Raw genomic sequence first — 23,667 nt, forward strand, 5'->3', positions numbered from 1 at the left:
TCACGACCCTCCGAGCAGGCCCGGCGTGTGCGGGGAGCCGTGGTAGTGGATCATCAGCCAGCCGTCGTCCGTCCTGCGGTAGACCTCCGTGCACCGGAACACCTGGTCGAGCGCGCCGCCGGCCTCGGCCCCGGCCCCCGCTCCGAAGTCGAAGCGGAGCCGACTCAGACAGTGGACGACGGCCAAGTCCCCGTCGATGACGTACTTCTCGTCCCACGCCTCCGACAGCGCCCGGCCGCCGCCGGATCCCGCGGAGGATGCGATCTCGCGCAGCCGTGTCCACAGGTCGACGACGGCGTCCCGCCCGAAGAAGTTCGAGCCGACGGTGTTCCACATCACGAAGTCGGGATGGACGTTCTCCCGTAGCCATTTCCGGTCGGCGTTGGTGTTCGCGCGAACCCAGCCTTCATGGACGCGGGTGAGGGTTTCGAGGTCGGAGTTCATGGTCTTCCTTCCACTGAGTTCATCGGGTCCCGGCACGAATCGGGTATCGCGTGCTTCCGCGCGGCGCTTCCGGCCTGGTGACGGTGCCGCCCCCCAGGCGGCCTCGTACGGGTCAGGCGTCGCGTGCCGCGGCGAAGGCCGCGAGCGCGTCGTCGATTTCGTCGGGATTCTGGGCTAGGTCGATCGCGATCTCGTCGACGCCGGCCCTGCGGTAGGCGTCGAGCCGTTCGGCGAGGTCGCCCGCACCACAGGCGATGGCCATCTGCGCGGCGTCCGTCTCCGGGTCCAGGCCCGGCGCCAGCAGCGCCAGGACCTGCGGGGAGAAGATCCTGAACGTCGGGGTGATCCTGGCGACCGCCTCCGCGGTGGACTCCGCGATGCAGCCGAACGCCTGCGCCGTGATCCGGAAGGAGTCACGGGGACGGCCGTGCTTCTCCAGGGCGCGTTCAACTCGCTCCACCGTCTCGGCCAGGTACGCGGCCGAGGCCCCCGTCGACAGTGACACCCCGTCGGCGATCTCCGCCGCCAGTTCCAGCATGCGCGGACGGATCGCCATGACGTCGAGAGCCGGCGGGGCGGGCGCCGGCGCCCTCCGGAAGGAGTCGAACACATGGTTCGCCCACTGCCCGTCGAGCGGTTCGCCCGCCAGGCAGCGACGTGTGGCCTCGACGTACTCGCGCACGACCTGCAGTGAGTTCGCGACGCCGCCGATACGGCCCACCAGCCGGGCGTCGCCGAGGCCGAGCTGCGCGCGAACGCGTCCCGGTCCGAGCTCGGCGAGGGAGCCGAGCTCCATCGCCAGGAGCGCGGGATGGCGGCTCACCGGGGCGGTGCCGACGATGCCGACGTCGAGTCCCGGGAAGCGGTCGAGCATCAGCGCCGCGGGCACGACCGCGTCGTGGAACCCGATGTGCTCGCAGTACCACGCGCCGTCCAATCCCGCGTGCTCCGCGCGTTCCGCAACATGCAGCGAGGCGCTGATCGGGGCGAATCCACTGAAACTCACACTGAGGCGCATGACACCACCCATCTTTATTGGCCGTCTGGCCAAAATAAACGCCCGCGCACCTCGCCGTCAACTTCTGTCACCGACCCCGTGCATGCGACGAAACCCGTCGGCTAGGCTCGCGCCCATGCCGAAGATCGTCGACCATGCCGTACGGAGACAGGAGCTCGTCGACGCCTGCCTCCGCGTCGTCTCCCGGCTAGGGCTGGCCGGTACGACCACGCGCGAGATCTCGCGTGAGGCCGGTGTCTCCCACGGGATCATCGCCCACTACTTCAGCGGCAAGGACGACGTCCTGCGCGCCGCGCTGCAGCGCTCCTACGAACTGCTCGCCGAGCGGATCCGCGTCCGGATCGAAGGCCTGACCGGGGCGCACGCACTCCGGCAGGCGCTCCTGGAGTCACTCCCCGTCGACGAGGCGTCCGTGACCGGAGAACAGATCGAGCTGGCGTTCTGGAGCTACTCCCTGGGAAACCCGGCCCTCGCCGACGAGAGGTGGCGGTCGTACTCGCAGTGGCGGCTCCTGCTGGAGGTCCTGGTCCGCGACGCCCAGACCCGCGGGGAGCTGACCAGCCGCCAGGACCCCACCCTCGTGGCGGAGGCGTTCATCGCGCTCATCGACGGCCTCGGCGCCCAGGCCGCGCTCTACCCGGACAGACTCCCACCCGAACGACAGCGGGCAATCGTCGACTCAACCCTCCAGGCCTACGGCATGACACTCGATCCGGACATCGGATAGCCCCCTCCCTCCGGCGTTGACATCGGGCTCGGCATCCTGTTTATTTTGGCCACACGGCCAAAATAAGGGGGCCTTCATGAACGATGCGATAGTCGCCCGCGCGCCGTCGCCCGCTGCGTCCGCCCTCCCCCGCACCTACTACCTCGCCCTCACCGCCGCGAGCACCACCCTGTGGGCGATGATCCTCGGTCCCGTCCTCACCACGATCCCGTCCCAGCTCTCCGCCATCGCCCCCGGCGACCACGTCACCGCGCTGGCGGTGGTCACCGGCGTCGGCGGGGTCGTGGGGATCCTCAGCAACCCCCTCGTCGGCCGCATCAGCGACATCACCCGCGGCCGGCTCGGACGTCGCCGGCCCTGGCTGATCGCCGGGCTCATCGTGATCGTTCCCGCGGCACTCGGCACCGGCGGCGCGACGAGCGTCGTGGAACTGACCCTGTGGTGGAGCTTCCTGCAACTCGGCGCGAACATGCTCATGGCACCGTTGACCGCCACGATTCCCGATCTGGTGCCCCCGGCTCGACGCGGACTCGCCTCGGCGTGCCTGGGCATCTCGTGGGCGTTCGCACCGGTGCTCGGCACCGCCGTACACTCCCTCACCGGGGACGCCGACGCCACCTATCCGGTGTTGACGGTGTTGATCACCGCCGCGTACCTGCTCTTCATCCTCACGCTCCGAGGCGACAGGACCCAGCCCGCGGGCATCCGGCCCGCCGCCCGGGAGCGTCGCCGCCGGGGCGATCGCGACCTCACCCTCGCATGGCTGCACCGCTTCCTGTTCGCCCTCGGCCAGAACGTCGCGATCTCCTACCTGTTCTTCTACCTTCAGGACGTCATCCGCTACGAGACGCTGCACCCCGGCCGCTCCACGGACGACGGCGTCCTCATCCTCACCGCGATCTACGCTCCCTGCGTGGTCGTCGCCGCGCTCGTCGCCGGAGTCCTGTCGGATCGAGCGCACCGGCACAAGGTGTACATCGTCGGCGCGACCGTGGTCTTCGCGGGCGGAACCCTCTTCGGCGCGTTCACCGCGAACTGGGAAGGCGTCCTGCTCCTCTCCGCGCTCACCGGAATCGGGTTCGGCGCCTATGAGGCGGTGAGCATGGCGATGGTCATCCACCTCCTCCCCGACGAAGAGCGCCGCGCGCGCGACCTCAGCCTCGTCAACGTCGCCACTCTGATCGCGATCGCCGTCGGCCCCACCGTCGCGGCGTCGCTCATCCACCAAGCGGGCTACCTCCTCATGTTCGTCGGCGCCGGAGGCGCGGTCCTCGCAAGCGGGCTCGTCGTCACGCTGATTCGCGGAGCCAGGTGAACGCACCCGTCAACGAAAGGAACACGCCATGACCGCACTTCTCGGTGTCTGGGACGCGACCCTCCAGAGCCCCCTCGGGCCGATCGAGATCGTCCTCGAGTTCACCGACCAGGACGGCTCCCTGCGAGGGACGAGTACGGCAAGCGGTGAAACGGTGGGACTGTCCGCCCTGACCGTGCACCGCGGCGACGACGGCTCCGCGCGCGCCACGTGGAGCGCCGACGTCACCAAGCCCGTCGCCGTCCACCTCGACTTCGACCTCACCATCGCGTCCGGCACGATGTCGGGCACCGCCAGAGCCGGGATGCTCATGCCCGAGGGCCCCGTCTCCGGAGTGAAACGCGCCTGACCAGGACCGTCCTCGTCTCCGGCTTGCGACTGCGACCTCGGGCCCGTCCCGGAAACGATCAGGGTTGACCAACCGTTCAGGGTAAGACGCGGTGAGCCGACCGTCGGGGCCTGGCCGCAGACCGAGCCGCCGTACGGCGCCGCCCCCGGCGTGGTCATGCCAGGCCGTCGAGCGGATCCGCCGGGGGCTCCGGCTCGACATGCCTGGCCGGTACGGGCCCTGCCCGGCAGACCTGTCACGAGCGGTTCAACCACCGGGAACAGGACGGCACCCCGGCCCGCCTGCCGGAAGTGGTCCGGGTCAAGGACGGCCCGGTCGGCAACGTGGAGTACGCAAGGTCCGACCGCTTGCGCCCGTGCCGGCCGTACGTGATCGTAGAATCCGATCATGTCCCATGTGCGCTTGGCGGGGTCCGGTGACATCGCAGAGCTCGTCCGGCTCCGCGAACTGCTGTTCCGCGACCTCGCAGCCGGGTGGGGACCGCCGCCGTCCGAAGTGTCCTGGAAGGACCGCTGCGCCGACGCGCTGGCCGGGCTGCTCACCTCCGACGAGATGCGGATCGTCGTGATCGACGGGACGACGGGCCTCGCCGCGTGCGGCATGGGTGCCGTCGACCGGCGGCTGCCGACGCCGTACAACCCCAGCGGGCTGGTCGGCCACGTCTTCGGGATCGTCACCGACCCGGCCTACCGCAAGCGCGGCCACGCCCGGGCGATCGTCGAGGACCTTCTCGCGTGGTTCGACGGGCGAGGCCTGAAGCGGGTGGACCTCAACGCCAGCCCCGAAGGCCACGGCCTGTACCGAAGCCTCGGCTTCGACGACCACCCGGATCCCGTCCTCAGCCGCAAGAGCTGACCCGCGCCGGCGTCATCGATCCCCTTCGCCGTCGGCACCGGTGAGCGCGCCCCGCACGATTGCGCGGGCGACGCTGTGCACGGCATCCCTGCTGATGTGCTCAATCGGAGTGGCCACCAGGGTGAAAAGCGCGCCGGCGTAAAGGGTGATCAGGGTGGGGACCTTCTCGGCCGGGATGGGCAGGCCGAGTTGTGCGTGGTAGCCGACGGTGAGTCGCGTCGAGGTGTCCAGTAAGCCCGCGAGGGCCGAAGCCAGCGCCGGCCGCCTCAACGCTTCCAGCTGGAGTTCGAAAATCGCGAGATAGCGGGTACGGAGAACCGTCGCGGCATCAAACAGGGATTCGGTCAGCAGGTCGGCGATGTATCCGGTGATGTCGGCCGCGCCGGCCTCAAGGCGGTGCGGGACCCGGTCCATGTCGGCGTGGTGGAGTTCGGCGATGCGCTCCGCCGCGGCCACCAGCAGCGCCTCACGGCTGCGGAAGTAGTTCGAGGCCGTCCCCTGCGGAAGCCCGGCGGCTTTCTCAACCGCGCGGTGGGTCAACCCGTGGGCTCCGGAAGCCGCCAGCAGATCTATGGCGGCGTCGGCCAGGGCCCGGCGGCGGGCTTGGTTAAGGGGCGGCACACAACCATGATATGACAGTATCCGTACTAGGACGATCGTAGTGGCAAGCCTCGTCGGGCCTGCCGGACAAGATGGGTGAAGGTCATGCGCATCGTGGTGGTAGGAGCCGGCTTGGGCGGGGTGTCGGCCGCGGTGGGGCTGCATCGGCGAGGTCACGAAGTGACGCTGTACGAGCGCGGCGCCGAGCTCCGGGAGGCGGGTACCGCCGTCGTGGTCATGCCGAACGGAGCCCGGGCGCTGAACACGCTGGGGCTTGGCGACTACCTGCATGCCAGGCCCATGTCCGCCGACCACGGCGGATTGCGGGACAGGCACGGGCGGCCGCTGCTGGTCACCGACATAGCCAGGGCGATGCGGACGGTCGGGCCGGTGTCGGCCGTGAGCCGAGCCGAACTGCACCGGGCGCTGCGTGCCCCGTTCCCCGCCGAGCTGGTCCACACCGCGGCACCGGTACGGCGGCTGGAGCAGGACGAGACGGGGGTGTCGGTGATCGCCGACGATCGGCCCGTGGCCAGGGCCGACGCGGTGATCGTGGCCGACGGCATCGGCAGCAAGCTGCGCGGCCTGCTCTTTCCCCGGCACCCGGGATTGCGGCGGATCGGCCGGATGGACCTCCGCGGCATGCTGCCCAGACCGGCGGGCCTCGACGTGACCGAGTTGCTGGCCGGCCAACTCGTTGACCGGCGCACCGGCGCGATGTTCGGCCTGTGGCCGGTCGGCGACAGCGACCTCTACTGGTTCACCGACTCCGCCCTGTGCGGAACACCCCCCGGGGCCGAGGAGGCCCGCCGGCAGATGCTGACGCTGACGGCCGACTGGCATCCGGTGGTTCCGGCGGTGATCGAGGCCACCCCGCCGGCCGACGTCTACGTCGATCCCATCGCGTGCCTGGCCGAGCCGCTGCCGTCGTTCGCGATCGGGCGGATCGCGCTGCTCGGCGACGCCGCCCACGCCATGAGCCCCGATCTCGGTCAAGGCGCCAGCCAGGCGTTCGAGGACGCGGCCGCGGTGACCCGGCATCTGACCGACGCCGGACCGGCGGACGTCGCGCAACGGCTGCGCCGCTACGACGCCGAACGCCGTCCCCCTACCAGCCGCCTGATGCTGGCGGCGGCCCGGCAGTCGCGGCTGACGTCGCTGACCGGCGGCGGCGCGTGGCTGCGCGACGCCGCGCTGCGTGCGATACCGAGCCGGCTCGCCACCCGCGCGCTCGTCGCCCTCTGGCAGGCGGACTGACCGGCCTGGTCAGCCGGAGTGCGGGTTTCCCAGGTAGGGGCAGTGGGGCAGCAGGTCGGCGTGCGGGTCGATCCCGTCACCGGTGATCTTGCCGTTGCTGATCATGCGCACCCGTACACTCGTGCGGGCCGGGGTCCCGTGCCGACCCCGCCCCGCCGAGCCGAGCCGGGGTCGGCGGCCAGGACCTCCGGGGTATCACTTGAGCGGTCGCCGCGTCGCGCGAGTTGCTCTCCGGGCCCGTCGACCCCGAGCTCTTATCGATCGCGGCGTTTGAGGTGGAGCCGCGTGATATGCGGTTCATAACTGGCGGGGCCGGCGACGATTTGTTCTCTGATCAACGTGGTACCGCGCTTGCCGGAAAGGCTCACGACTTCGAACGTCGTGATCATCTTCTTGTTCCGGTAACTCAGGATCAGGTGCTTTTCGTCGTACCAGCCGTAAAACTCGGTGAATAGCCCGAGGTTCATGCGCAGGACGACGGCTCCCGTTTCGGCCCGGACGACGCGGAGGCTGTCCTCGAGACCGAAAGGTTTCTGGGTTCTGGTGACGAACATGGCACCGGAGGGCGAGAACGGGGCGGGTGCGGTCGCGGGCAGTTCGCCGACGTCCGGGTAAACCCGCTGACGGATTCCCTTCAGGTCGTACAGAGCCAGGGAGTACACGATGGGGTCGTCGCCTCGTCCCGGGTCCAGGTTCGCCAGAACTCCGCTTCCGTCGGCGTTCCAGCCGAAGGCCCCGTAGAGGTCGATCTGTGACACAGGCTGGACCGGGTTGACCTTGACCAGGCGCGACCGACGATTGGCCACGTCATAGAGGACGAAGCCGATCCGTGTGTGGGTCACCACGTCGTCGTCCTCGCGTACCGGCCGATACGCCGTGAACAGTAAGAACTTACCGTTGGGCGACCATTTCGGAGCTCCCGAGTCCACCGGGAGGCGTACGGTCAGCCGGCGGCCGGACGTTCGATCGACCAGAACGACCTTGCGAAGCGGTGTCTCCTCCGCCGCCGACCAGGTCACCCGCCATCGTCCATCGGGCGACAGGTTCTCCGGATCCTGGGACGTCTTGACGAACCGGTCGCCCTGCCGCTGGTAGATCGCCTTCTTCTCGTGGCCCGTCACGAGGTAGCCGTCCACGCGGACCGGACCGTCCAGGTCCCGAAGTTCGGCCCGGGCCCCCGGAAGTTTGCGCCACGGTTCCTCATCGGCAGCCGCCGTCGATACAGGCAGCACGACAATTGCGACCGCCAATGCGAGCAGAAATCTCCGCACCATTCCCGTTCCCCCTTCTCACGACTGATTAGACGGAGAATATGGGGAAATGTTGTGGTTCGACTTGAATAGTTTTGGCCAGTGGCGAGCTCATATCCGCCTCGGGAACGGGTGTCGAGCGATCAGGTCAAATCGGGAGCTCGCCAGAGACAGCTGGTCAGCCGGAGTGCGGGTTTCCCAGGTAGGGGAAGTGGGGCAGCAGGTCGGTGTGCGGGTCGATCCCGTCACCGGTGATCTTGCCGTTGCTGATCATGCGCAGCCGAACACTCGTGATGTCGTCCTTCAAGGTCCGGCCGTTCGGGTACGCCGCGGGGCGGGAACGGTCGAAGCGCAGGATGTCCGGCAGGACGGTCCGCAGCGCCTCCTCAGCCGCCTGCGGGGTGTAGCCGCCGGTGTGCTCCAGCACCTTGACCCAGGCGGCCAGGTAGTTCGCCCGGTCGTCGGCCGGTTCGCGGCGGTTGTACTCGTCCTTCCCGTCCTCGGGGTTGAAGTAGGCGGTCAGCGACGGATGGGCGCCGCGGTCGACCGTCGTCAATTCGCCGTCCCGGACGACGCTCACCTGGCCCCACACCCCGATCGGACCGCCGTCGCCGAGCATCCGGGCCGGTACCTCCAGCACGATCCCGATCACGTCCTTGTCCGCGAGCGCGTCCCGGCCCGTCCAGTGGAAGTCGTTTCCGATCCCCTCCAGGTCAGCGAAGAAGGGGTCGCTGCGCAGACCTGCGGAGAAGGCGAGCCAGTCCTGCTGGACGATGATCGGATCGGGGCCGAAGCTCACCGGCGCGTCCACGATGACCGGTGAGCCGGTGACCTCATGCCTGCGCGCGTCCTCGCCCACCGCGTGGTAGACGGTGACGGACTGCTCCCCGTTTCTAGGCGGGGAGAACACGAAGCTGAAGGCGACGTCGGCGCGGTCGTCCCCGTCGGTGTCCACGTTCAGCCGGTAGACCGCCTCGGGGTGGAGCTGCGGGCCGCGGGCCGGATCGAAACCGAAGGAGTTCACATCCATGATCAGCACGGTGTTGGCCGGGTCCATCAGCGACTGAAACGCGAACACGTCGGTCAGGTCCAGCCGGGCGTCCTGCGCCGGCGGTCGCAGATTGGGCCCGCTGAGATGGTGCGACATGGCTTCCCCCGATGCTCTCCCCCGATCCCCCGTTAACTGCCCGAGCCCCGGTCAAGGTCACCGCCGAAGGTGACCAAGACCGGGGAAACACGGGCCGGTGATGAATGGCTACATCGTCGGATTCTCCCGGGTGCCGTCGTCGGCGATTCGCGGGAGGAGGTTGCCGATGTCCTCCGTCTCCACGATGTCGCGCACGACGTCGATCATGGCGGTGACTCCCCTGTTCCTGACGACGACCAGGTCGGTGGCACAGAAGTAGCTCCCGTTCAGCGACTCTCCCGTCACCAGGTGGCGATCCATGATGCGGGACAGCTCCTCCCGGGTCATCAGGTATGCGCTGTACCGTCGCCCGTCCGGCAAGGTGACGGTGGAATCGCCGACCTCCGTCACCTCGGGATCCGTTCTCCCGTCCAACAGGATTTCCACGGAGAACGAATCCTCTTGCCATGAGTAATAGGGTTCATCAGCCATAGATCTCCCTGAGTCTGTCAATCACCTTCTGCTGGTTCTTCTTATTCGATTTCGCAACGACCACGATCGTGTTGCCGACTTTTCTGAAGTACAGGCGGGCCCCGTCCTTGGTACGCGCATACATTACATCGGTTCCCTTAAGGAATTCCGTACCGCTACCGGGGTTCATGTTGCCTTTGGAGAGCTGATCGAAGAGATGGTCCAAGCCCTTCTGGTTGCTCTTCCCGGCTTGCTGGGCGGCCTTGACCAGATACGGGTCGTCGTGGATCGCCGAGGCCATCTTGTAGCACGGGCCGTCGTTGTGGACAAGGACGTCGGTGTCGCCGGCCGCCACGTAGTAGGTGTGCAGGTCACCCACGGTGAAGTTGTGGACGCGCTGGACGGCGCCCCATTCGGCGACCGCCGCCACCCGCACCTGGGTTCCGGACCCGGTCCGGAGCACGTGGCCCGGCTCCAGCTCGGCCGCGGGCCGCCAGCCGCCCAGGGCGGGTACCCAGAACGGGTGCTCGTCGGTCGCGATGACCACACCGGTCTCGTCACCCCGGTCGCCGTCGACGTCGACGGTGATCTGAACCAGGTTCTTGTGCTCCTTGCTCGTCATCACCGCGACGACGGGCTTGGCCACGGTCTCGCCGGTCTCGGGGTCGGTGGCCCGGACCTCGTCGCCCACCTGGACCTGCTCGATGGGCTTTCGCGACCCGTCGGCCATGACGACGTGCGTACCGACCACGAAGCTGCTCTTACAGCTTCTCGCCGCGGCCCTCAGCTCGTCTTCCAGACGCTTGAGCTCGTCGGCGGCATTTCGCCAGCTCTTGAAGGAGTTGACGGCGTCCTTGCCCAGACCGAAGAGTTTCTCACCCAGCTTGGCGAGCTCTCTCCATTTCCACGGCAGGCCGTATTTCGACACCAGTTTGCCGAGGAGCCCTCCGGCCAGCGAGGAGAGAACATTGAGAGCCGTCTCCCCGCAGGCGCCCAGGTCTCCCTTGGAAAAGCAGTCGACGGCGGCGGTGATACCGAGTTCGTCGGCGGCTATCTTGGCGATCCCCTTGAGAGCCTCGAACAGGCGCTGGAGCTCGGCGTTGACCCGCTGGCGCATCTCTTCAACCATCTTCTGGTTGCACGCCTGCTTGCCGAAGTGCTTGACGCACATCCGGTGGTCTTCGGCCTTCTTGCACTCGCGGTAGGTGGGACTGTCCCGGTTGCAGTTGTCGGGTGCCAGGCCACTCGGGTCGGAGGAGCGGATCGGGTTGTTCTCGGCGTAGCTGTAGGGATTGGTCAGCTGCGGTGTCCGCAGGTCGAGCAGAGGGTCGGGGCTGATGAACCTGGCCAGAGCCGGATCGTAGAAACGGGCGCCGAGCAGGCTGAGTTCCGTTCCGTTGTCCTCGGTCTTACCGAGGAAGCCCAGGTCGGTGACCGCGATGTCGTCCCGTCCACCGCGACGGTCGCCGAACGGCAGGTAGCGCTGTCGGCTGACGGCCTGGGTGGCGTCGTCGACCGCGAACTGCGTGCTGCCCTGGCCGTCGCTGAGCAGCCAGGTCAACGACGACGGAGTCCGTACCGCGATCATGGATCCGGCGGCCGTGGTGTAGTACCGCTTGGCGCGTACCGCGCCGCCGGTCAGCTCCAGCTCCATCGACCCGAGATAGAGCGTGGTGGTGCCGCCTTCGCGGCGGATCAGCCGTTCGCCCTCGGTGTCGTACACGTTGTCGGTGCGCTGCCCGTTGACCACGGCGCCGGTGACCTTGCCGAGTGCGTCCCAGGTAAAGGTGGCGTTCTTCCCGTCCACGGTCCGGGACGCGAGCTGCCCCGCCGCGTCATAGGTGTAGGTGTCCAGTCGGCTGCCCGGATGCTGCACCGAGGTGACGGCGTTGGGCCGGACCGTCGCGGCGCCCCCCGGCGGATAGTTGTAGGTCATCAGCCCGTCGGCCCAGGTCTGCTTGGTGGTGATGTTGCCGACGGCGTCGTAGGTGTAGCCCTCCCAGTACGGATCGGGACCGCCTGAGTCCGCGCCGTGGTACCAACCGGCCGAGCAGTCGGCCTGGGTGTTGGTGTAGGCGTAGATCAGCCGGTTGCGGTTGTCGTAGTCGTAGCACTGGTTCTGCGGGGTGGCCAGCGCCCGGTCGGCGATCCGGCGGATGTTGTCGCCCACGTCGTAGAAGTAGGCGTCGTTCTGCACGGTGACCGGAGCGGTGGTGTTCATCCTTGTCTGGGTGGTCAGGTTGGTCACCCGGTTCCAGCCTTCGTCCCAGGTCAGCGTCCGCTTGATCTGACCCGCCGAACCGTAGCTGCGGGACAGCAGCCGTCCCGTCGGCGAGTAGTCGGTGCCCTTCACATAGGTGGCGGAACCACCGAAGTTCGAGGTCAGGGTGGAGGCGTACCCCTGCGCGGTGAAACCGTATGCCAGCGTCTCGGCGGCCAGGCCGCCCGCGGCCGGCATCGTCTGGCTCGTGATCCGCCCGGTCTTGTCGTAGGCGGTGCCGAACTCATACTCACCGGCGAGCGGCCCTTCCGACGCCGGGATGACCACCTTGCTGCCGGTCGGACGGTAGCTCGGGTCGTACCCGGTGACGATGTCGGTGTACGGCTGTCCGCCGCTGAAACGGGTGGCGGAGGTGAGTTGCCCCTTCGCGACCGTGTCGTAGGTCCACTCGGCCAGCTTGGTCCCGGTGCCCGGCTCCCCGGCCCATTGGGCGACGGGCCGGTTCAGGTCGTCGTACTGGAAGGACACCTTCTGTCCGTTGGCGTCACGGGTCCAGGCGACCCGGCCTCCTCCGTCGTAGGCGACGGCCGACTCGCCGCTGTCCGGATCGGTGGAGCCAACCCGCCGTCCCAGCCAGTCGTAGGTGAAGGTCTTGACGTTGCCCTTCGCGTCGGTGACCTTGGTCAGGTTGCCCCGAGGGTCGTAGGCATAGGTGTAGGCGGTTTCGTAGGAGTGCCCGAAATATGCCCACTCCGTCACCTTCAGCGGCCGGTCCTCCTGATCCAGTACGTACTCGGTGGAGAGCCCGGTCGGCGGGAAAGCCGCGTAACGGTCGGCGCCGCTGTAGGTGCTGGTGGTCCGGCGCAGCTCGGTCGCCCCGGCGTAGTCGATCCGGGCGTTCGGCCGTTCCGCGTGATCGAAAACGGTCTTGGTCCAGGTGGGGAGGGAGGTCAGCACCGGATTCAGCAGCCCTGAGCCGGGCGCCGCCCCGTTGTGGGCACGGGCTGCCTGGGCGACCGTGAGGCCCCGGCCGTCGTAGGCGGTGACCGAGACGACCCGTCCACCCGAGGGGGAAGCCGTCTGTGATTCGCGGACCCGGCCCATGCCGTCCTTGTAAGTGTGGAAGGTCAGGTAGCTGGCCGACGAGCCGCTCCCCGACTGCAGCTGCGACACCGTCGTCTTGACCGGTCCGGTGGGCTGCCCCAGGTTCCCGTCGAAGGGGTAGTGGTAGGCGAAGGTCGCGGTCGGCGTGCCGCCCGATCGGGGTTCGCCCGGACCCCACAACGTGGTGGTACGGCCGAGGGCGTCCTGATCGATGTTGGTTTCCTTGCCATTGGCGTCCCGGAAGCCGGTGGTCTGGCCGTGCAGCCGGGAAGTCCAGGTGATCTCGGCATCGCCGCGCGGGTTGGTGACCTTGACGCCGTCGGAAGGCCAGTTGACCGCCGGGCTGTAGGCAATGGTGGTGATCTTCCCCAATGCGTCGGTGGAGGAGACCGGCCTGCCGTAGGCGTCGAACCCCGCCTTGGTGACCAGCGTCTGAGTGGCGTTGGCCCACACCCGCCGCTCGGTGACGTCGCCGACCGTCGGGACGTTGGCCGCGGGGTTGGTCCCTCCGTCGTAGAGCGTCACCTTGCGGGCGGTCACCGCGCCGGTGGCGCAGTCGTCGCCGGCGTGTTCCTCGATCATGGCAGGGAAGTCGATCAGCCAGGTGGCGGTGTTCCGGGCGTAGGTGGTGACGGTGCAGGTGTTGTCGTCGGCGGTCGACGCCAGGCCGTACCCGTTGACCCGGACGGGAAGCCCGTAGGAGTCGTAGGCGGTCCGGGTCTCCCGCTGCCGGAACGTCCCGTCGGCGATCACCTCGCGGCCGCGTTCGCGGGACGGCTTCACCAGGATCGGGTCGAGCCGCCCGGGACCTTCTCCCGTGGTCTGCGTCCAGTACTCGTGCCGGGTGGAGCCGAGTTCGGTGTAACCGTCCTGCACGTCGGCGGCGGAGGTGACGGCTGCCTTGGGTCCGGCCTTCGGCACGGTGAGCACGCCGGCCCGGCCGCCCGGGCCCTCGGCGACGATCGTGCCGTCGGGGTTGGCGTAATGCCGGGTCTTGCCGGAGCGCTCCCCGGTGATCTCCACCCGGGTGCCCTGACCCCGGGCGGCCATCACCGCCGAGACCCGGTCGGGACGCTGCGTCACCTTCGCCATCAGGGCGTTCCCGGGCCGGGCCCGATCGGTCTGCGCCGAACCGAGTGCCGCGACGGCCTGGTGGACGGTGGGTCCGGCCAGGGCCTGGGCGTCCTTCGACACGAGTGCGGCGGGCGGGGTCTTGCGCCAGGTGCGTTCCTCCAGAACCTGCCCGGCGAGCCACGGACGGTCGGTCCACGCTCCGCCTTCGAAGTCGGTCACCTGCGCCCCGTCCACCCCGCGGAACCAGGTCGAGGAGGACACCGTGTACCCCTCCGGGTCCGGTCCGGAGCCGCGGATGGTGTAGACCCGCTGGTAGCCCCGCCACTGGCTGGCGTCCTCGACCCGGTATCCGCCGAGAAGGGGCGGGTTCTCGGTTCCGGCGACGTAGGTGATCGGGTAGGTCCAGGCCGGGGCGTTCATGTACCGGTACTCGGTGACCTTGTCAGGCGAGGCGGTGACCAGATCTTTCTCGGTGACCCGGCTTACCGTCCACTTCTGATAGACATTGCCGGACGGGGAGAGCCCGAGGCTGGAGTCGTAGTAGCCGTCGGTCCAGCAGTCCCGCGCCGACGGCTTGGAGTGCCCGGTCCAGTTGTAACGTCGATCGACCCGCATACACGGGTTGGGCTGGGTGTAGGAGACTTCGATCCGCCCGCCGAAACCGTTGGCGATCGCCCCGATCCGCGGGAAGTCATCCCAGCCTTCGCAGTTGCCCCAGACGGCGCACTCGTTGCCGGCCTCGTTCCACCAGTAGGAGCTGTTGAGGTTGACCGCGTCGAAGTCCACCGGCGGCGTGGTGATCTGCCCGCCCGCGAGCCCGACGTATTGGACGGTGTCCAGCCACATCTGGGAGCCGAGGGTCACGTAGCGGAGCTGGAGCCTGGCCAGGTCGCTCCAGGTGCCGGCCACCGCGTCGAACGAGGAGGTCACCGCCGAGTCCAGCCGCCGGGAGGCGAAGAACGAGACCGAGTGGTTGGCGCACTGGGCGAAGGTGCCCTGCGGCCGGGGGCACTGCAGGTCGGAGGGGACCAGGGCCGGATCCATGTCCGCCGCGTTGAACATGATGCGGGAGGTGTGCCGGCTGCCGGTCACCCGCAGGTTCTGGCCCCACTGCACGCTCGCCAGGTGTCCGCCCCGGTCGTACTCCTTCACGGTGGAGGCGAAGAAGCAGGTGTCCCGGTTGTAGGAGGAGCAGTAGTAGTTCTGCTGCTTGGTGTAGGCGAACTCGGTGAGGTTCTGCCGGGTGTCGACCATCCGGTCGACGTTCCACCGCCAGACCCCGGTGCACAGCGTGGGCGTGGTGCCGCTCCCACTCCAGTTGTTGTGGCAGGGTTCGCCCGGTTCGTTGCCCGCGTACGGCAGGCGCCACTGCGCATCCCGGGTGTAGCCGAGCCGCCAGACGGTGCCGTCCTGTGTGGTGACCTGCCAATACGACAGGCCGTCCGCGCCCCCGGTCAGCTCCTGGATCTTCCATCCCTGGTCGGGCAGGGTCCTGTAGGTGCCGCTGCTCCGGTCCTTCACGATCTGCATCGATCGGCCCGCCAGCGACAACGTCAGCTCGCTGGTGGTCCGGTCGTTGCTGCCGGCCTCCCCGTCGTGGGTGTCGGGCGACTCCCAGCACATGTCGGCCCAGCCGCTCTGGTAGGAGTTGGCCGGGGAGCTGCCGTGGTCCGCCGCGCAGCGCTTGTAGGTCCGCTCGATGAAGCCGCTGGACAGATCCCAGCCGAGGCCGACCCACCCGCTCTGGTTGTTGGTGTTCTTGGTCATCCCGTCCACGGCGCCCGAGTCGTAGGTGAGCGCCAGGTCCGGGCCCTCCCCCACCATCGAGGCGGCCTGGGGAATCGGGTAGGAGTAGCTGAAGCTTCCGCCGGAGCCGCCCGCCTGCCACTGGCCTGCGGGTTTGAGGTCGGTCGCCCCGAAGGTGCCGCCCATCGGCGAGCCTTCCGGCGCCGCGACCGCGGACGCCACCAGGTAGGCGTTGGCCTCCGAGGCCTCGACCGTGGCCACCAGAAGTCCCGCCTCGACGTTGTTGGCGGCGGGTACCCAGTGCGCGGACCGGTCGCAGCCGGTGGGTGGTTCCGGCGCCGTGGCGCAGGAGTTCACCCGGACCACGCCGAGCCGCCGCGGGTAGTTGCCGCCGTGGGCGTCGCGGAACCCCGCGTAGGACATGGTCACGGTGACCTGGCCGGCCGCGCTCTTCCCGGCTTGCGTCCCATCGGCCCGTGTCAGCCGTACCCCGAGTCCGGCACCGCCCAGCCGCCGAACGGTCTCCTGGTCGAGCGTCTCCACCCGTACCCGCGACGGTGAGTCGGCCCCGGTCTTGGCGACCTCGACCGGAAGGTCTCCCGCCTTGTGCTTGGTACCCTTCGCGCCCTCGGACAGGTCCACCTCGGCCGTTCCGGCCTTGGGCCATACGGGCTCGGTACGTTTCTCCGGCTTCACCTGTCGTTCCAGGGCCGGGTACGGTTTCACGGCGGGAACCTCGCGTCCCGCCACCGATTTCTCGACCGGACCCGGTGGAGCGGCCGCCGAGGCCACCGGTATCAGGTCGGGGACGACCAGCTCCGCTGTCATGACGGTGACCGCTGTGGCCACCGCGGACAGGAGAACCAGGCCGCGACGTGTCTTCGCCATCCCAACTCCCGCGCATCAATCACGTATAAATTGCACATAAAACGGTGGTGGCGACTTATCACGCTAATGGCGGCAATAGTCGATATCAGGGAATCTTCTGGCCAACATCGCATGGGTAGCTGAAGATCGTCAAGGTTGGCGTAGAACCTGCTGATAAGCAAGCTATGGGGAGGCGGGTGCTAAAACGATCCAGTCAGACTTCCTTTGAGAAAGAACTCCATACAACCACTCAACACCTAAACCAGACATCTTCTCCCTTATATCAGCAGACTCTGACATGTATTTTCTGTATATTTCGGTGCAGCTCGCCCAGCACCCACAGCGGCGGTTAATTCCCCGACGGCAGCCCGCTTCACCGGCCGTACGTGGCGTATGCTCGCCTCATTTCTCAGCACCCGGTTCGGCGCCGCCGCCACTCGAATGGCGACGATGGACGTCCTGCCGGTAGCGGTGATTTCTTCCCGGATTCGGAGTCGCGGCCGAGGCCAACCGAGAAGATGGTCTACACGCCTAGGGAGAATCCTGGATAAAGGTGTGCTCGGCGGAGCCGAGCCGGACACCTGCTCGCCGTACGGTATCCGGGCCGTGCCCGCTCCCCTTCGACGCCGATCGCGCGACCGGGCAGGTCGACGCCGACGTACAGCAGGCGACCCGCCCGGCGTGGACGTCGAAGCGACACGGACCCTCCGCTCAGGGTCGACTTCCACGTTCCGTCGGCGAGAGCCAGAGGTTCCCCGGTCCGCTTCGAACGTCAGCGACGCACCTGCCTCGATGGCCGGTTCACGAGCAGCACGCCGCCGATGACCAGCAGGCCGCCCGCCATGGTGTTCCAGCCGAGCGGCTCGGCGAGGAACAGCGCGCCGATGAGCGTGGACCACAGAGGGACGACGTAGGTGACGCTGGCCGCCACGGTCGGGCCGACGGCCTGGATCACCTGAAGGTTCAGGATGTAGGCCACTCCGGTCCCGACCGAGCCGAGCACGAGCAGTCCCGCCGCCGCGTGCACGCCCGGCCACGTGGGCGGTCCGGCGATGAAGGGCGTGACCAGCGCCAGTTCGGCCGTCGCGCATCCGATCTGCACGGCGGACAGCGCCGTCGCCGAGCCCGCGCGTCCGGAGAAGAACCTGCGGGTGTAGGCGAAACCCGCGCCGTAGCAGGCGGTGGAGAGGAGACAGAAGAGGCTGCCGGTCACCGATCCCCCGCTGAGCCCCTCCCAGACTCCGAGCACCACCAGCACACCGGCGAAGCCGATCGCCAGGCCGAGGAACCGGCGGGCGGAAGGCTTTTCCTCGGGCACCAGGGCCATCGCGAAGATCAGGGTGGCCAGCGGCGTGGTGGCGTTCAGCACTCCCGCGGTCAGCGAGCTCACCAGGGTCTCGCCGTGGGCGAGCAGCGCGAACGGGACCGCGTTCAGCAGCGCGGCCACCACCAGAGCGTGTCCCCAGGTCACCCGGTCTCGGGGAAAGGGGAGACGGCACGCCAGGCAGATGGCGCAGAGCGCCAGCATGCCGAACAGGCACCGCCACAGAGCCACCCAGAGCGGTGCGACGCCGGCGTCCACCGCGATCTTGATCAGCGCGAAGCTGGACCCCCAGATTGCCGACAAGACCACAAATCCCGGCAACCACCTCGATGTCCTCATGTCGACGTATGCTGCGTGCCAGGATGCTCATGAGTCCAATGAGTGGTGACCACATTCCCATGAAGGATGTTCATGACGGTCAACCTCGCCCAGCTGCGGGCGTTTCTCGCCGTCCTCGACGAGCGCGGGTTCGGCGCGGCAGCCGACGTGCTCGGCATCAGCCAGTCGGCCGTGTCCCACTCGGTCGCCGCGCTGGAGCGCAACCTCGGCACGGCCGTGCTCACCCGGCATGGGCGGCCCCTGCCGACGGAGTTCGGCGAGCGCATCCTGCCTCACGCCCGAGCGGCGGTGGCCGCGGCCGCCGCGATCACGGACCTCGCCGCCGAGCGGGACGGCCGGCCGGGAGGCACGCTCAGGCTCGCCGCGCCGCCCTCCGTGTGCCAGGGCCTGCTGCCCGCGCTGATGGCCCGCTGGAAGGCCGACTTCCCCAGGGTGGAGCCGGTGCTGTTCGAAGGTGAGGACGACGAGGTGGCGGGCTGGCTTGCCGGGGGGACGGTGGACCTCGCCGTTCTCGTGGACCCGCTGACCGGTCCGGGAGCGGTCGTGGGCAAGGACGCCTTCCACGCCGTCGTGCGCCGGGACCACCCGCTGGCAGGCGAGAAGTCGATCGATGTGGCCGACTTGAGGGACGATCCGTTTCTGCTGTCCCGCGGCGGCTGCGAGCGGCACCTGCGCGAGGTCTTCCGGCGCTCGCGCGAGCCGTTTGTGCCCACCCACCGCATCCGCGAGATGGGAACCTTGCTGGCGATGGTGCTCTCGGGCGTCGGCGTCTCCGTCGTGCCGGGGCTCACCGAGGCCATGCTCGACCCCGGGCTCGTCCTGGTGCCGCTGACCGGTGGGGTGACCCGCACCCTCGTCCTCACCGGCCCTGCCGACCGCCCGTGGCACCCGGCCGCCACCGCCCTGGTCGCCGCAGCCGCGGACTATCCGCCGCTGCCCGTATCCGGGAACGTGTTGCACCGATCCGAAGGGGTCGTCGCTCCGGCCGACGACCGGGCGCCGGCAGCAGGCTCATTCGCCGGAGGTCGCGCGTTCGTACGCCTGTAGAGGGAACATGACCCTTCTGACTCCCGGTAGGTCCGTGTGACCGGGTCGTGTCCCCCGGTTCACGGAATCCCTCCTGGCAGAAAGCGAGAAAGCACAGCGCGGCCCCTTCGGTGCTGTGCGCGAGAATCCCCAGATGCCGCGGGGAGGCCGTGTCAGGTATCAACGTCATGACGAGCACCCACCCAGCCCCCTCCGACACCGGACGCCGAGCGGCGGCTGCGTGCTCCGTCACACTCAGCCGTGTCCGACCTCCGACCTGTTCCAACCCTCGGACGAAGAGCGGCACCGATGAGTATGATCCCGGGTATGAGCAATAGGAAGGTAAGGGTCACCATCACCGTCGACCCTGAGGTCCTTGAATACGCCGAGCACCTCGTTTCCGGCGGGAAGGCAACGAGTGTCGCCGCCGTCTTCAATGAGGCCATCGCGGAGAAGCGCATCACCGACCAGCGGGCCCTCGCCCTCCTGCAGGAACGCGCGGCCCAGGCAAACCCTGAGCGGGTGGCTCGCATGATGGCCCACGTCCGGCGGCAACTGGTCGACAAGGGCTTCCCGGTGACCACCGGTGAGTGATTTCTCCCCCACCCCCCACATCCTCGACTCCACGATCCTCGTCAACGTCGCCCGCGGCGATGCCGACCTGATCGGGTTTCTGCAGGACTTCGATCGTTCAGGGCAGACACTGGTCATTCCATCCTTGGCCGTCGCAGGAGCGCTGCTGGACAGCCGCGGTTTGCCCGAGGCCCAGCCGCTCCTGGCGGGGCTGGCCGCGTTCGAGCGGGCCACGGTCGCGCCGCTGGACGGCGTTCCCCAGGCCGCCCATCTCGCGCACATGATCTCCATCACCGGACTGACCCCTTACGACGCGCACGTGGCAGCCATCGCCGACGTCGCCGTCTGCCCCATCCTGACGCTCGACGCCAAACATTGGCACGATTCCTCTCACGCACTCGCCCACCCCCTAACGATCATTGAGATCGCCGAGGCCGAGCAGTAGCGACCCGAAGACGTCCCAGTCCCGGTCCTCGCACCTCGGGTGAGACCCACATGCTCTCCGCGTACTCAAGGGGTGGGGCCCCAAGGGGGCGACACACGAATGCGCGCCTACCCCGGACCGCGGAGGTCGCGATTGCCGGGTACGGTCGCAGGATGGCGCTTCGACTACCTGATCGCGTTGTCCGACTACGCCGCCGCGTGCGACGGCTCCGGCAACCGAAGCCGATCGGTGTCCTGGTGCTCCTCACCGCGCTCGTGGCGGTCGTGTTGTTCGTCCCGCATCCGGACCCCGAGCAGATCCGCGGCTGGGCGCGGGCCGCCGGTCCCTGGCTGCCGCTCGTGTTCTTCGCCGTGCACGCGCTGGTGACCGTCGTCTTCCCGCGGACCCCGTTCACGCTCAGCGCCGGACTCCTGTTCGGGCCGATCACCGGCATCGCCGTCGCGATCTCCGCCAGTACGGTGAGTGCGGCGCTGGCCTTTCTGCTCGCGCGCGCGATCGGGCGCGACGCGATCGCCACGCGGTTGACCCACCCGGCGGTCGCCGCTGTGGACCGCCGGCTCGCCCGTCGTGGCTGGCTTGCCGTCGGGTCGCTGCGGCTGATCGCGCCGGCCCCGTTCCCGCTGGTCAACTTCTGCGCCGGCGTGTCGTCGATCCGGCTCGTGCCCTTCCTGGCCGCCACGGCGGTCGGGGCGCTGCCCGGCACGATCGCCGTCGTCGTTCTCGGCGACGCGCTCACCGGGCGCGTCGACCCGGCGCTGATCGTCGTCTCCGCGATCTGCCTGGCGATCGGATTGGCCGGCCTGGTGGTCGACGCCCGCCTCGGCGTCGAAGAACCACGCGAGGAAGACCCGGTCAGGTCAGGCTCCCACGTTTGACCCGCCTTCCTGAGACACGGTCCCGGCGCCGGGTGCTCACCACCGACCCGACGGACGGAGGTGGCACCGGCCGGGTCAGCCGGTTTCGGCGCCGAGCCGCTTCTCAAACCAGTGGTGGCCGTACGGATCACCGCGGAGCCTGGCGGCGAGGATCGGAGACCCCGCCACAACGATCCGGCGCCCGATCAAAGCGAACCCCGTGCCGAGCCGCCCGGTGGCGGCTCACCCTGCCCACGGTGCGGCCCGCGGCCGGTCAGCGCCGGGCGGGCGCACCGGTCTCCGTGGGCAGCCCCGCGGACACCCAGTCCTCCTTGCCCGCGTCGTAGTCGTAGACGCGCGCATATCCCAACTCGGCCAGCCGTCTCGCCGCGATGCGGGAGTTCGGGCAGGGTGAGTTGGCGCAGTAGACGATGATCTCGGCCTGCTTGTCCGGCAGCAGTGCCGGGGCGAGCCGGTCCACCTCGTCGTGCGGCAGGTTGAGCGCCCCCGGCAGGTGCTCCTGCTCGTAGTGCATGGCGGGAAGCGCCTCCACCAGAGTGACCGCGCCACTTTCGATCTTCTTCTTGACCTCGTCACGGGTGATGATCGTCGACATCTCCGAACAATCCCTTCGTTTTTTGTGCGTGCACACACACCATAATAGATGTGTGCGCACGCACACAAGCCCCCGCTATGCTTCCCCCATGAGTCGAGGCCAGGATGCGGGACTTCAGGCGTGGCGGGCGCTGCTGCTCGCCCACAACGCGGCGGTCCGCGCCATTGAGAGCGACGTGCAACGCGATGGCAAGGTCCCGCTGACCTGGTACGACGTTCTCCTCGAACTCAACGCGGCACCCGAGGAAGGCCTGCGGATGCACGACCTCGCCGGCCGCGTCGTTCTCAGCCGCACCCGGGTGAGCCGCCTGGTCGACGAGATGGCCCGCGCCGATCTGGTGCTCAAGAGACCCGACACCACGGACAAGCGCATGGTGTGGGCCGCCATCACGACCGACGGCCGCTCGGCCCTGCGCGCCACCGCTCCGGCCTATCTTCAGAGCATCCGGCGCCACTTCTCCGCCCACCTCACCGCGGAGGAGGCCGAGGTGATCGCCCGCGCTCTGCTCAAGGTCGCCGAGCGCGAGGGCGACCACGTCCAGGGCCCCTGACCAAGCCTCGGCCCGTTCGGTACGGCGAGAGCGCGGCGATTCGCCGTACCGGCCCCCGTAGGTCGAAAAACACCCCGCGCCCACCTACCACGTCACTCGAGGCCCCAGCTGTGGATGCGGGTGGGGTGGATACGGATCAGCGGATCCGGTCCGTCCACGGCTTCGGCGTTCCCCCGGACCTCGACGCCGCGCGGCCGCCACGGCGGCAGCACCTCGTCGATCACGATGGCGGCCACCCCGGTTCGCCGGACGTCCCGGAACTTCTTGGTGGCCGCGAAGTTCCGGCCACGGATCTCGACGGTGTTCCCGGAGACACTCCATCCGACCGGAGCGATGTGCGGCATGCCGTCGGCGCCGACCGTGGCCAGCCGGCCCAGGAGCTTGGCGTCGGCGAGAAAGTCGAGTTCGACCTGGCTGAAGGTGGTCATCAGGCCCTCCGCAGACCCGGGATGAGCACTGCGGCGACCGCGACGTGCATGGCGGCCAAGGCGACGATCGTGCCGGTGGCGGCCTCGACGGTCAGGAGGGGGGCGAAGGACAGCAGGAGCGCGACGAGCGCCAGAGCCGTCCAGGCGGTGCGGCCGCGCGCGGAGAAGCGGGTGAGCAGCGCGTGTGAGCCCAGCCCGGCCAGCGCGCCCGCCAAGGCCGTGGTCAGCACCATGTGCACGCCGATCGACATGGGCGGCTGGCCTGCCATGGTCACCTTCAGGTCGGCGCCGGCGAGGCCGGCGCCCAGCCAGACGGGAACCGGTGCGAACACCGCCCCGGCCGCCACCCAGAGGCGCGTGGACAGATTCGAAGACCGACGGGTGGGTGTGGTCGTGGACATGGAAGACCTCCAACAAACTTCACATGCTGTGTAGTTTCCAAGCTAGCCCAGAACTGCACAGCATGTAAAGTTATCTCCGTGGAACCTCAGAACGCGCGGAGCAGACGGACCGGCGCCGCACTGCTGCAGGCCGCCCGGGAGCTCATCGAGGCCGACGGCTTTGAGGGCCTGACCATGCAGGCGGTGGCCGAGCGCGCCGGCGTCTCACGCCGAGGGGTTTACCTGCACTTCTCCAGTCGTACGGACCTGGTCACGGCCCTCTACCGCGATCTCGGCCGCACCGAGGAAGTGGCCGCCTCGCTCCAGGCCGTGTGGGACTCGCCCGACGGCCGCGCCGCCCTGACGGAGTGGGCGGCCCACATCGCCCGCTCACATCCCCGAATCCTGGCGATCATGGCTGCGGTCGACCACGCTCGGCGGAGCGACGCCGACGCGGCCGAGCTCTGGGAGACGGCCCAGTCCAGGTGGCTGATGGGCTGCACCAGGCTCATGCGATGGCTTGCCGACGAGGATTCCCTCGCCGAGTGCTGGACGGTCGAGACCGCCGCCGACATGATGTGGGCGCTGATGTCACCCGACCTGCTCACCCGGCTGCTGTCGGGCCGCGGCTGGTCCCGGCAGGAGGTGGCCGACCACCTCGGGACGCTCTTCCGGGCCACCTTCCTGCGGCAGGAGCAGACCCCGTGA

At 68.7% G+C, this 23,667-nt stretch carries 22 protein-coding genes; 11 read left to right on the forward strand and 11 right to left on the reverse strand.

Annotated elements, in window-relative coordinates:
• The gene (locus RUR_RS19095) at positions 1 to 444 is read right to left on the reverse strand and encodes a YybH family protein (RefSeq protein WP_283136442.1); all 444 of its coding nucleotides are present in this window, start codon (positions 442 to 444) and stop codon (positions 1 to 3) included.
• A 112-nt stretch (positions 445 to 556) separates the two neighbouring features.
• Positions 557 to 1,462 carry an LLM class flavin-dependent oxidoreductase gene (locus RUR_RS19100; RefSeq protein WP_283136443.1) on the reverse strand — a complete coding sequence of 302 codons (906 nt, stop codon included), beginning with the start codon at positions 1,460 to 1,462 and terminating at the stop codon, positions 557 to 559.
• 115 nt (positions 1,463 to 1,577) lie between these two features.
• Here RUR_RS19100 and RUR_RS19105 point away from each other — a divergent pair, with 115 nt between their 5' ends.
• The 4 genes from RUR_RS19105 (at position 1,578) to RUR_RS19120 (ending at position 4,708) form a co-directional block, all read left to right on the forward strand.
• Positions 1,578 to 2,189: a TetR/AcrR family transcriptional regulator gene (locus RUR_RS19105; protein ID WP_283136444.1), complete on the forward strand. Its 612-nt coding sequence runs from the start codon at positions 1,578 to 1,580 to the stop codon at positions 2,187 to 2,189.
• A 76-nt stretch (positions 2,190 to 2,265) separates the two neighbouring features.
• Positions 2,266 to 3,504: an MFS transporter gene (locus tag RUR_RS19110; RefSeq protein ID WP_283136445.1), complete on the forward strand. Its 1,239-nt coding sequence runs from the start codon at positions 2,266 to 2,268 to the stop codon at positions 3,502 to 3,504.
• Positions 3,505 to 3,532: 28 nt separating this feature from the next.
• Entirely contained in the window at positions 3,533 to 3,853 is a 321-nt protein-coding gene (locus tag RUR_RS19115; RefSeq protein WP_283136446.1) for a hypothetical protein, read from the forward strand.
• Positions 3,854 to 4,240: 387 nt separating this feature from the next.
• On the forward strand, positions 4,241 to 4,708 hold the full coding sequence (locus tag RUR_RS19120; RefSeq protein WP_283136447.1) for a GNAT family N-acetyltransferase: 468 nt from the start codon (positions 4,241 to 4,243) through the stop codon (positions 4,706 to 4,708).
• A gap of 12 nt (positions 4,709 to 4,720) precedes the next feature.
• Here the strand turns inward: RUR_RS19120 and RUR_RS19125 are convergent, their stop codons facing one another.
• Positions 4,721 to 5,329 carry a TetR/AcrR family transcriptional regulator gene (locus tag RUR_RS19125; protein WP_283136448.1) on the reverse strand — a complete coding sequence of 203 codons (609 nt, stop codon included), beginning with the start codon at positions 5,327 to 5,329 and terminating at the stop codon, positions 4,721 to 4,723.
• A gap of 84 nt (positions 5,330 to 5,413) precedes the next feature.
• Between RUR_RS19125 and RUR_RS19130 the strand changes: the two genes are divergently transcribed.
• A complete protein-coding gene (locus RUR_RS19130) occupies positions 5,414 to 6,565 on the forward strand; it encodes an FAD-dependent monooxygenase (protein WP_283136449.1) in 1,152 nt (383 codons plus the stop codon).
• Positions 6,566 to 6,819: 254 nt separating this feature from the next.
• On the opposite strand, the gene RUR_RS19135 is transcribed toward RUR_RS19130, so the two are convergent.
• From RUR_RS19135 to RUR_RS19155, 5 genes are all read right to left on the reverse strand, one after another.
• Positions 6,820 to 7,701 carry a hypothetical protein gene (locus RUR_RS19135; protein ID WP_283136450.1) on the reverse strand — a complete coding sequence of 294 codons (882 nt, stop codon included), beginning with the start codon at positions 7,699 to 7,701 and terminating at the stop codon, positions 6,820 to 6,822.
• A 292-nt stretch (positions 7,702 to 7,993) separates the two neighbouring features.
• Positions 7,994 to 8,962 (reverse strand): DUF4331 family protein, encoded by a 969-nt coding sequence (locus tag RUR_RS19140; protein WP_283136451.1) that lies wholly within the window; start codon positions 8,960 to 8,962, stop codon positions 7,994 to 7,996.
• 108 nt (positions 8,963 to 9,070) lie between these two features.
• Positions 9,071 to 9,388 (reverse strand): hypothetical protein, encoded by a 318-nt coding sequence (locus RUR_RS19145; RefSeq protein ID WP_283136452.1) that lies wholly within the window; start codon positions 9,386 to 9,388, stop codon positions 9,071 to 9,073.
• Positions 9,389 to 9,425: 37 nt separating this feature from the next.
• The gene (locus tag RUR_RS19150; RefSeq protein ID WP_283136453.1) at positions 9,426 to 16,445 is read right to left on the reverse strand and encodes a polymorphic toxin-type HINT domain-containing protein; all 7,020 of its coding nucleotides are present in this window, start codon (positions 16,443 to 16,445) and stop codon (positions 9,426 to 9,428) included.
• 751 nt (positions 16,446 to 17,196) lie between these two features.
• Complete coding sequence (locus RUR_RS19155) at positions 17,197 to 18,057, reverse strand: DMT family transporter (protein WP_283137050.1); 861 nt, start codon at positions 18,055 to 18,057, stop codon at positions 17,197 to 17,199.
• A gap of 102 nt (positions 18,058 to 18,159) precedes the next feature.
• Between RUR_RS19155 and RUR_RS19160 the strand changes: the two genes are divergently transcribed.
• The 4 genes from RUR_RS19160 to RUR_RS19175 all read left to right on the forward strand — a co-directional run bounded on the left by RUR_RS19160 (position 18,160) and on the right by RUR_RS19175 (position 21,006).
• Positions 18,160 to 19,134 carry a LysR family transcriptional regulator gene (locus RUR_RS19160; RefSeq protein WP_283136454.1) on the forward strand — a complete coding sequence of 325 codons (975 nt, stop codon included), beginning with the start codon at positions 18,160 to 18,162 and terminating at the stop codon, positions 19,132 to 19,134.
• Positions 19,135 to 19,422: 288 nt separating this feature from the next.
• Positions 19,423 to 19,707, forward strand: coding sequence for a hypothetical protein (locus RUR_RS19165; protein ID WP_283136455.1), 285 nt, complete (start codon positions 19,423 to 19,425; stop codon positions 19,705 to 19,707).
• On the forward strand, positions 19,700 to 20,131 hold the full coding sequence (locus RUR_RS19170; RefSeq protein WP_283136456.1) for a PIN domain-containing protein: 432 nt from the start codon (positions 19,700 to 19,702) through the stop codon (positions 20,129 to 20,131). The genes RUR_RS19165 and RUR_RS19170 overlap by 8 nt, the downstream gene beginning before the upstream one ends.
• A gap of 152 nt (positions 20,132 to 20,283) precedes the next feature.
• Positions 20,284 to 21,006 carry a TVP38/TMEM64 family protein gene (locus tag RUR_RS19175; RefSeq protein ID WP_283136457.1) on the forward strand — a complete coding sequence of 241 codons (723 nt, stop codon included), beginning with the start codon at positions 20,284 to 20,286 and terminating at the stop codon, positions 21,004 to 21,006.
• A 253-nt stretch (positions 21,007 to 21,259) separates the two neighbouring features.
• Here the strand turns inward: RUR_RS19175 and RUR_RS19180 are convergent, their stop codons facing one another.
• Positions 21,260 to 21,601, reverse strand: coding sequence for a rhodanese-like domain-containing protein (locus tag RUR_RS19180; protein WP_283136458.1), 342 nt, complete (start codon positions 21,599 to 21,601; stop codon positions 21,260 to 21,262).
• 88 nt (positions 21,602 to 21,689) lie between these two features.
• Between RUR_RS19180 and RUR_RS19185 the strand changes: the two genes are divergently transcribed.
• Entirely contained in the window at positions 21,690 to 22,151 is a 462-nt protein-coding gene (locus RUR_RS19185) for a MarR family winged helix-turn-helix transcriptional regulator (protein ID WP_283136459.1), read from the forward strand.
• Between the two features lie 92 nt (positions 22,152 to 22,243).
• Here RUR_RS19185 and RUR_RS19190 read toward each other — a convergent pair whose 3' ends face one another.
• Positions 22,244 to 22,579 carry a PPOX class F420-dependent oxidoreductase gene (locus tag RUR_RS19190; RefSeq protein ID WP_283136460.1) on the reverse strand — a complete coding sequence of 112 codons (336 nt, stop codon included), beginning with the start codon at positions 22,577 to 22,579 and terminating at the stop codon, positions 22,244 to 22,246.
• Positions 22,579 to 22,980: a DUF6069 family protein gene (locus tag RUR_RS19195; protein WP_283136461.1), complete on the reverse strand. Its 402-nt coding sequence runs from the start codon at positions 22,978 to 22,980 to the stop codon at positions 22,579 to 22,581. Before RUR_RS19195 ends, RUR_RS19190 begins: the two co-directional genes overlap by 1 nt.
• 78 nt (positions 22,981 to 23,058) lie before the next feature.
• On the opposite strand from RUR_RS19195, the gene RUR_RS19200 reads away from it, so the two are divergent.
• On the forward strand, positions 23,059 to 23,667 hold the full coding sequence (locus tag RUR_RS19200; protein ID WP_283136462.1) for a TetR/AcrR family transcriptional regulator: 609 nt from the start codon (positions 23,059 to 23,061) through the stop codon (positions 23,665 to 23,667).

It is taken from the genome of Rhizohabitans arisaemae (assembly GCF_025996515.1).
In the GTDB taxonomy this organism is placed as follows: Bacteria; Actinomycetota; Actinomycetes; order Streptosporangiales; family Streptosporangiaceae; genus Rhizohabitans; species Rhizohabitans arisaemae.

Excerpts from the sequence above, each read along its gene's own strand:
- RUR_RS19095 (WP_283136442.1), bottom strand. The coding sequence starts at position 444 with ATGAACTCCGACCTCGAAACCCTCACCCGCGTCCATGAAGGCTGGGTT.
- RUR_RS19100 (WP_283136443.1), bottom strand. The coding sequence starts at position 1,462 with ATGCGCCTCAGTGTGAGTTTCAGTGGATTCGCCCCGATCAGCGCCTCG.
- RUR_RS19105 (WP_283136444.1), top strand. The coding sequence starts at position 1,578 with ATGCCGAAGATCGTCGACCATGCCGTACGGAGACAGGAGCTCGTCGAC.
- RUR_RS19110 (WP_283136445.1), top strand. The coding sequence starts at position 2,266 with ATGAACGATGCGATAGTCGCCCGCGCGCCGTCGCCCGCTGCGTCCGCC.
- RUR_RS19115 (WP_283136446.1), top strand. The coding sequence starts at position 3,533 with ATGACCGCACTTCTCGGTGTCTGGGACGCGACCCTCCAGAGCCCCCTC.
- RUR_RS19120 (WP_283136447.1), top strand. The coding sequence starts at position 4,241 with ATGTCCCATGTGCGCTTGGCGGGGTCCGGTGACATCGCAGAGCTCGTC.
- RUR_RS19130 (WP_283136449.1), top strand. The coding sequence starts at position 5,414 with ATGCGCATCGTGGTGGTAGGAGCCGGCTTGGGCGGGGTGTCGGCCGCG.
- RUR_RS19140 (WP_283136451.1), bottom strand. The coding sequence starts at position 8,962 with ATGTCGCACCATCTCAGCGGGCCCAATCTGCGACCGCCGGCGCAGGAC.
- RUR_RS19150 (WP_283136453.1), bottom strand. The coding sequence starts at position 16,445 with ATGGCGAAGACACGTCGCGGCCTGGTTCTCCTGTCCGCGGTGGCCACA.
- RUR_RS19160 (WP_283136454.1), top strand. The coding sequence starts at position 18,160 with ATGACGGTCAACCTCGCCCAGCTGCGGGCGTTTCTCGCCGTCCTCGAC.
- RUR_RS19165 (WP_283136455.1), top strand. The coding sequence starts at position 19,423 with ATGAGTATGATCCCGGGTATGAGCAATAGGAAGGTAAGGGTCACCATC.
- RUR_RS19175 (WP_283136457.1), top strand. The coding sequence starts at position 20,284 with ATGGCGCTTCGACTACCTGATCGCGTTGTCCGACTACGCCGCCGCGTG.
- RUR_RS19180 (WP_283136458.1), bottom strand. The coding sequence starts at position 21,601 with ATGTCGACGATCATCACCCGTGACGAGGTCAAGAAGAAGATCGAAAGT.
- RUR_RS19185 (WP_283136459.1), top strand. The coding sequence starts at position 21,690 with ATGAGTCGAGGCCAGGATGCGGGACTTCAGGCGTGGCGGGCGCTGCTG.
- RUR_RS19190 (WP_283136460.1), bottom strand. The coding sequence starts at position 22,579 with ATGACCACCTTCAGCCAGGTCGAACTCGACTTTCTCGCCGACGCCAAG.
- RUR_RS19195 (WP_283136461.1), bottom strand. The coding sequence starts at position 22,980 with ATGTCCACGACCACACCCACCCGTCGGTCTTCGAATCTGTCCACGCGC.